The organism is Pseudomonas sp. M47T1 (assembly GCF_000263855.1).
In the GTDB taxonomy this organism is placed as follows: domain Bacteria; phylum Pseudomonadota; class Gammaproteobacteria; order Pseudomonadales; family Pseudomonadaceae; genus Aquipseudomonas.
This window is the reverse complement of sequence record NZ_AJWX01000049.1, coordinates 1-7,708: the sequence shown is the minus strand read 5'-3', so window position 1 is coordinate 7,708 and position 7,708 is coordinate 1. Positions and strand designations below refer to the sequence as shown.

The 7,708-nt window shown below is 61.7% G+C and carries 3 protein-coding genes; 2 read left to right on the top strand and 1 reads right to left on the bottom strand.

Going from position 1 to position 7,708, the window contains the following annotated elements; translation table 11 throughout:
* Nucleotides 1–256 precede the first annotated feature (256 nt).
* Entirely contained in the window at nt 257–2,383 is a 2,127-nt protein-coding gene (locus PMM47T1_RS28335) for a hypothetical protein (protein WP_157213106.1), read from the bottom strand.
* Nucleotides 2,384–2,675: 292 nt separating this feature from the next.
* Here PMM47T1_RS28335 and PMM47T1_RS28325 point away from each other — a divergent pair, with 292 nt between their 5' ends.
* Both PMM47T1_RS28325 and PMM47T1_RS28320 read left to right on the top strand, forming a co-directional pair.
* Nucleotides 2,676–5,027 carry an autotransporter outer membrane beta-barrel domain-containing protein gene (locus tag PMM47T1_RS28325; protein ID WP_157213105.1) on the top strand — a complete coding sequence of 784 codons (2,352 nt, stop codon included), beginning with the start codon at nt 2,676–2,678 and terminating at the stop codon, nt 5,025–5,027.
* A gap of 212 nt (nt 5,028–5,239) precedes the next feature.
* Nucleotides 5,240–7,393 carry an autotransporter outer membrane beta-barrel domain-containing protein gene (locus tag PMM47T1_RS28320; RefSeq protein WP_157213104.1) on the top strand — a complete coding sequence of 718 codons (2,154 nt, stop codon included), beginning with the start codon at nt 5,240–5,242 and terminating at the stop codon, nt 7,391–7,393.
* Nucleotides 7,394–7,708: the final 315 nt, after the last annotated feature.

The following is a 7,708-nucleotide window of genomic DNA, read 5'->3' as shown; positions in this document are numbered from 1 at the left end:
AGGGGGAGGAAAGGGGGGTGTAACCTGATAGAAATGACAGGTTACCGAGGTGAAGTCGGGGGGAATCCTGGGGAGGGAAGCACGGTGTGGACGTTGCCGCCACACCATCAAGATTGGTGTAGGGAAGGCGTATTGGGCAGGCGCTGTGCTGGGTGAGGGCAGGACGGCGGATCGCCCGCAGCCCAACCGGACAAGGCCGGGCGCAATGGCTGCGCCCGGCCCATTTCAGGCTATTTCATACTGCAAACGTGAGCGCTCAGGCCTTAGGTGGTTGGCTCCACAGGCTGGCTGCAAATTGCTCCAGCTTCTCGGCGTTGCGCGCGTCGGCCGCATCCGATTCGAACCGCGGCATACTCAGGAACGGCGCCGCTGCGGGTGGCGTGGCTGGCGCCAAGCCGGTGCGCAGGTCAATCAGCGTGACCTGTTCACCCGAGTTGCCGGTGCCGATAGCGTTGGTGGCTGTCCAGTAGGTATGCACCACATGGGCACCCACGTTGGTTGGCCACAATGCCGTGGTGAACAACGTTGCAGGCACCCGGAAGTCGTACGAGCCACGGTTGATATCTGCTTGCTGGATGATGTAGCTCGCGTCGTACTGGGTGCCCGGCAGTACGACCCCTTGCAGGGTTTGCCCTTCCATGAAGAAGTGAATGGTGTCCCCTGGCACCACGTTGAGGTAGTTAAGCAACACTTGATAGGGGGCGCCCTGCCGGGTGTTTGCCCAGTTAAGGGCGAGGTTGGCGTTTACTTCGGTGAATCTGCCTTTGTCCGGCAGTTCGTTGCCGCCGCCAGGCACGTCGATATTACTTTGCACCACCACGATCTGGGTGGGCGACGTGGACGTGTTGCTGTAAGCGGGCAGTGGCGGATCGGCAGGGAAGTTGCGCGTGACGGTATAGAACAACGGAATGTTGCCAGTGCCAACGTCCACCATCTGTTGGCCCGTGAGGGTCAACGCAGAGATGGTCGCAAACTGTTCGTCCGAAGACGTGACCGTATAGGACACTGTTTCGCCACCCCAGTCGGCGACGATGACATCACCTGCCTTGAATTTGACATTGGTCGGATCGGGTGGGGTACTGGCGGGCCATGGAATGTGGATGTTTGCGTCCTGGCCGAATTGCGTGGCAGTGATGACGTTATCCACCGGCGTGCTGAGGGTGCTTCGGGCAACCGGCAAGCCCAGGTTGCCGTGGTCCGGTGTGCCTGGGGTCGGGTCTGTGCCGCCAGGCAGGCGGATGTCCACCACCACTTCGGTGGCCGGTGAGGTCGCAACAGCGTAACCGCTGCGAAGCACCTTGTAATTCACGTCGACCGTGAACGGTGCGTCGTTGCCTGGGTCACTGGCCTGAATGACAGAGTAAGGCACGCGGATGGTGACAATGGGGTCCGCCGTAGGGTCGGTGATAGGGAACGTGCCCACGGCGGTGGCATTCCAGTACAGTTCGATACGGTCACTGCCGTTGATGTGGAGGTAGAGCGGAATCTCTACGTCCAGTTGGCGCGCGTCGTCTTCGTCAATAATGTCATTGTCGTCGAACAGCGGCACGATCGGTGGCAGGAGGTCGCTGTCGCCCGGCGCATCCCGCAATACCAGTACTACCGGGTGACCTTCAGCGTACACCGACTCGTTACCGGCCAGGTCCTTGATGCGATAGCCCAGCAGGGCCGGGCCATCGCCGGCGGCTTCCAGAGCGGCTCGGGGGTATAGGATGGTGATGACACCGCCATTGTCCGAGGTCGGCAGTTGGATGGCGCTGGCATCCAAGTCGGCATTCCCGCTCAACCCCTGGATGTACGGGGTGATGGTATCGCCCTGCCAGCGACCGAAGTAGCTGGGCACCAGGGCCCTCAGGTTGTCACCGACCAGTTGCCCGGGTGTGACGACCTGACCGGTTACATCGGGTAGCACCACCTCGCCGAGCCGCTCCTGGCCAGGTGGCGTGCGATCAATGTAAATGGTGGCTGGCCGGCTTGCGATGTCTTCGCCGCTAGTGGCGGCGTGCAGCACAAAGCTCAGGGTTTGCGGGTTGTTGTCCCTGTCATTGCCGTCGTTGTCGAACAAAGGCAGATCGACGAACAAATAACCGTTGGTCTCATCGGTTGAAGTCAGGGTGTACGGCGCACCTGCGGGTGCATCGTTGAGCAGCAGTTGCACCCTGTCGCCATCGACAATGGGCGGAAAACCTGGAAAAAACTCAGGGTCCCATTCAATCCTGATAGGCAGTGGCTTTTCGGAGATGGCCAGGGGAACAATGAATTGCGGCCAAGGCCCGGTAACGGCACCGGGCACCGAGGGCGCCATCCATGGTGCTGCCAGCAGGCGAGCCTGGTGGGGGGTAGGCTTTGTTTGAGGGGTTTTCTTGTACCGGGAAGTGGTCATGCTGTTGAACTCCTGATGATTGAGCGTGCGTTCTTTTTGCAATTCGCCGTGCGGTTGAATAGCGATTGCGTGGTTAACGCACGCCCCCATGTTAGGCCGCCTTGTTGTAATGGGTAACTGTCAGAAATAACAGGTGGGTGGCGGCATGAAGTGTGCAATTAAACGGCCCGATGTGTGGGGTTGAATAAAGAGTTTCAGCGGCGGATTTAAAAACAAAACCCATTCAATGGAAGTGCGCTATACCCTGTTTCTGGCGGTGTCAGGTAATCGCCGTTCTGCAGGGAGAATACTAATGAATATGATAATGCGTGGTGGTCGCCGCGTACCTTTATTTCTAAGTTTGCCGCTGTGGCTGATGATGGGGCGAGTGGCCGAAGCCGGCACGTTGCTGGGCCCCGACAGCGCCACGGTGAGCGCGGGGGCCGCCGCCGACTTCTGGGCGCTGAGCAACGCGGCCACGCTGCAGGTAAACCCGGGTGGGCAGACCTTGCAGATTCAGGCAACCAATTCGTTGGTGAGCGTCAACGGCGGCACTGTGACCTCTACCGGGATCGCCTTGAGCATGGTGGGCGCCACCGCCAGCGCCACCCTCACCGACAGCCAGGTAAGCGGCGTTGGCCGTGGGGTGAACGTGAGCAATGGCGCCCAGTTGACCACGGTCAATACCCGGATCAACAGTACCCCCCAGACGACTACCATCTTCAACAGTGGTGTTGGGGCTGCGCTGCTATCGGGTAGCGAAACCTTCACCCAGCACAGCCAGGTGACCGGCGCCAGCTACGGCGTGGCCATAGGTGCCGATACCGCCAGCACTGGCGATACCGGCTTGCGCTCCACCCTGGTGGTGGATGACTCCACGGTGCAGGGTGTTACCAACAGCGCCATTCTGGTAGCGCAAACCGGCGTCGCACGGCTGCCGATCGCCACCATTACCTTGCGCAACGGCGCCCGACTGCTGGGCGGCGATGGCGTGGCGCTGGCGACCTCGGCGCTGCCTGGCAACAGTGTGAACGTGACGCTGAACGCCGATGCCAGCACCATTAGCGGCAGCCTGGAGCCAGGCCAGGACGCGATACTGGCGGCCACACTGGCCAATGGCACGGTGCTTGACGGCTCGCTGACCGCGGGGGCTGACTCCACCACCCAACTGACGCTGGACAACAGCCACATGACCGGTGACGTGACGGCGACGGGGGCTACGGTAGACGTGACCCTGCGCAATGGCAGCACCCTGACCGGGCAATTGACCGACGTCGACCAGTTGACCATGAGCAGCAATGCCCTGTGGACCCTGACCCAGAGCTCCACGGTTGGCACACTGGCCACCGACGCCAGCCGGGTGAATCTCAACGGCAGCGCCAGCGGCTTTCACACCCTGACCTTGGCCAGCCTGTCAGGGGCCGGTACCTTCGGGCTTGCCACGGATATCGCGCAACAACAGGGCGACAAGCTGGTGATCACCGGGGCCTCCAGCGGCCAGCACACGCTGGACGTGGCCAATACCGGTGCCGAACCCAAGGCCGGTAGCGAACTGGTGTTGGTCACCAACCCCGCCGGCAGCGCCAACTTCTCCCTGCAAGGGGGGCAAGTGGACGCCGGCACCTATACCTACGACCTGGTGCACCGGGGCGACAACTGGCTATTGCAACAACGCACCAGTGACAGCGGCGAAGAAGGAGGTGAAGAGGGCGGTGAAGAGGGCGGACAGGAGGGCGGGGGCGAGCCTGTCATCAGCCCCAGCGCCCGGGTAGTCATTGGCCTGTTTGGCGCCGAACCTACGCTGTGGTACGGCGAAACCGCGACCTTGCGCAGCCGCATGGGCGACCTGCGCCTGGGCGCAGGCGCCAGCGGGCCCTGGATGCGCGCCTATGGCGACCAGTACAACGTGACGGGCGGTGGCGGCGTGGACTACACCCAACGCCAGGCCGGGGTCAGCCTGGGTATCGACACGCCGCTGCCGGCCAGCGAGGGCCAGTGGATGGTGGGCGTGATGGGCGGCTATAGCCATTCCAGCCTGGACCTGGGCGCAGGCTCCGAGGGGCAGGTGGACAGCTATTACCTGGGCCTGTACAGCACCTGGCTGGGCAACAACGGCTATTACGTGGATGCGTTGCTCAAGGCCAACGAATTCAATAACCGCGCCGAGGTGGTCATGAGCGATGGTGAGCGCAGCCGCGGTCGCTATACCAGCCATGGCGTGGGTGGTTCGGTGGAGGCGGGCAAACACATTAGCCTTGCCGACGGCTGGTTCGTGGAACCTTACCTGCAAGCTACCGCACTGTGGGTGCCCGGCAATAGCTACAGCCTGAACAATGGCCTGGACGCCGAAAGCGATCACGCCAACTCGCTGCTGGGCATGGTGGGTACCCATGTGGGGCGCACCTTCAAGCTTGCCGATGGTGGCTGGGTGCAGCCTTATGTAAAAGTGGCCGCGGGTCAGGAATTCGCCAAAACCAATCGGGTGGAAATAAACGACACCAACCGGTTTGACAATGATCTTTCCGGTGGTCGCATAGAAGCGGGCGCGGGGGTGGTTGCGCAACTTTCGCCAGTATTGCAATTGCACGCCGATTTTGACTACGGCGATGGGCGTAATATCGAGCAGCCGTGGGGCGCAAGTGTAGGCGTTAGATACGCGTGGTAAGGGGCAGATGACCACGGGTCTACTGTAGAACAATTCCTTCAGGCTATGTGGAAATTTCCTACAATGTAGTGTGTGGCAATATCATTAAACTTCGCCGCTTCATCGAACGGATATCATCGTTCGAGCATCAGGCAGCGGAGTGAGTGAGCATGATTAAATATGTACGTGGAAAACCAGTCCCCTTTGTCTTGTTTTCAATGTTTCTATGGCCGTTGCCGGAAGATGTCCGTGCCGGGGACGCCGACGGTGAAGGTGTGGTGAAGTGGGTGCAGGCCGGCGATCCGCTTGAGGGCTGGCGCGTCAGAAATGGCGGGCAGTTAGTAGTGACGCCGGGCGGCGAGACCCATGAGGTGTACAGCGTGGGCGGGCACCTGGCGTTCGACGGGGCCACGGTGAATGGGGGGGATCTGAACGGCATCTACCTGGCCGACTCCCGGGCGAGCATTGCCAATAGCCACATCACCAGCACGGGGTCGATGGGCCTTAACGTCAATCTCGCAAGCAGTGCCTACGTGACGGGCAGCGTCATCGAGGGCATCGGCCGCGGGGTCAATGTGGCCAACAGCGCCGAGGTGGTACTGGACAACACCGCTGTGCGCGGTCACTACGATGGCGGCGACACGCTGTTTGGTGCAGGGCATGCACTGGTGATGGTCAACGGCAATGCCACTGCCACCCATGGCACCCAGTTGACTGGGCAGCATCATGGCGTGCTGATTGTGCAGGATACTCGCATTACCGACCCTTCCGTGCCGTCGACCTTGGTGCTGGACAATGCCCACGCTTCGGGGGAGCAAGGCAGCGCCATTCGCGTGACCTCGATCTCTGCGCAACGGGTCACCGAAGCCAGTATTGTGGTGCAGAACGGTTCGACCCTGACGGGTGGCAATGGCGTGATAGTGGAGGCGGACAGCAATACCGCGGTTGATTTCACTGTGCTGCGCAGCGATCTGGTGGGCGATGTCCAGGCTAAGCCCGGCGCGCAAGTTTCGGTCACGCTGGCCGACGGCGCCTCGCTCACTGGCGCCATGAGCGGTGTCAGTCAACTCGCCGTCAAGGGCGGGGCCCATTGGGCCATGACCGGCGACTCGGACATGCGCCACCTGGCCATGGACAACGGCCGCGTAGACCTGGGCGGCAGCCATGGCAACTTTCACCAACTGACACTGGAGACCCTGGCGGGCAGTGGCACCTTCGGCCTGGGCACCGACCTGGCAGCCGGGGAGGGTGATCGCCTGCTGATCAGTGGCGAAGCCAGCGGCAACCACCAGTTGGCGATCCAGAACACCGGTACCGATGTGGCCGCCGGCCAAGACCCGCTGAAAGTGGTGCAAACCGGCGGCGGTGACGCGCAGTTCAGCGCACTGGGGGGGCAGGTGGATCTGGGCACCTTCGTTTACGACCTCAAGCAGGTGGACAACGACTGGTTCCTGGTGCAGCGCCCGGGCGAGGTGGTGACGCCGGGCACACGCTCGGTGCTGGCCTTGTTCAGCGCTGCGCCCACTGTGTGGTACGGCGAGACCGCCACCTTGCGCAGCCGCATGGGCGAATTGCGCCTGGGCCAGGCAACCGGCGGTGTGTGGTCCCGTGCTTATGGCAGCCGTCAGGACGTGTCCAGTGCAGCAGGTGTTGGTTACAGTCAACAGCAACGGGGTATCACCTTTGGCGCTGACGCCCCCCTGACCCTGGCGAACGGCAATGGCCTTTTCGGCGTCATGGCCGGCTACAGCAAATCCGATCTGGACGTGCAGGCGGGGACCACCGGGTCAGTCGACAGCTTCTATGCCGGCGTGTATGGCACCTGGCTGGGCGATGACGGGTACTACGCCGACGCGCTGTTCAAGGCCAACCGTTTTCAAAACAAGTCCACGGTGCGCATGAGTGACGGCACCCAAGCCAAGGGCGATTACAACAACCATGGCCTGGGCGCTACCCTGGAAGGCGGCCGCCGCATTGACCTGGGCGAGGGCCTGAGCGTCACCCCCTTCATCCAAGGCTCGGCCTTGTGGGTAGAAGGCCAGCACTACGACCTGAACAACGGGATGCGCGCGCAAAGCAACGGTGCCGATTCGCTGCTGGGCAAGGTCGGCACCACGGTAGGCCGCACCTTCACCCTTGACGACGGCGGCACCGTGGAGCCGTTCATCAAGGTAGCGGTTGCCCGTGAATTCGCCAAGCGTAACCGGGTCAGCGTCAACGACAATCGCTTTGACAACGGCCTGTCCGGCAGCCGAGGCGAAATCGGCGCAGGCCTGGCTGCGCAAGTCTCGTCCGCCACCCACCTGTACGCGGACGTGGACTACATCAAAGGGCGTACCTACGAACAGCCTTGGGGCCTGAGCCTGGGGGTGCGGGTAGGCTTCTGACCTGACACCCTGTAGCTGTCGCCAGGCTGCGAAGGCCCGCGCGGCGGGCCCGCGATCAACGTGGCAGCGCCGAAGGTCCTGCGGACCTTTTCGCAGCCTACGGCAGCTACGACACACCGGCTAGGCGCCGCGAAAATGCGCTTCCAAAAAAAAGCTGACCGGTTGTCATTAATAGCTGCCTATTAGGTTGAAAGTGACCTTGCGAAATACAGGCTTCTATCGCTTAATTTTCAATGTATTTTGGTATGGAATGGACGGTTCAGGCACATCGCCATCTGTCATTTCTACCAGGTTACATCCTCTATTGTGCCCCCT

Bases quoted from the DNA above. Each gene is read 5' to 3' on its own strand.
- PMM47T1_RS28335 (WP_157213106.1), bottom strand. From the start codon at position 2,383: ATGACCACTTCCCGGTACAAGAAAACCCCTCAAACAAAGCCTACCCCC.
- PMM47T1_RS28325 (WP_157213105.1), top strand. From the start codon at position 2,676: ATGAATATGATAATGCGTGGTGGTCGCCGCGTACCTTTATTTCTAAGT.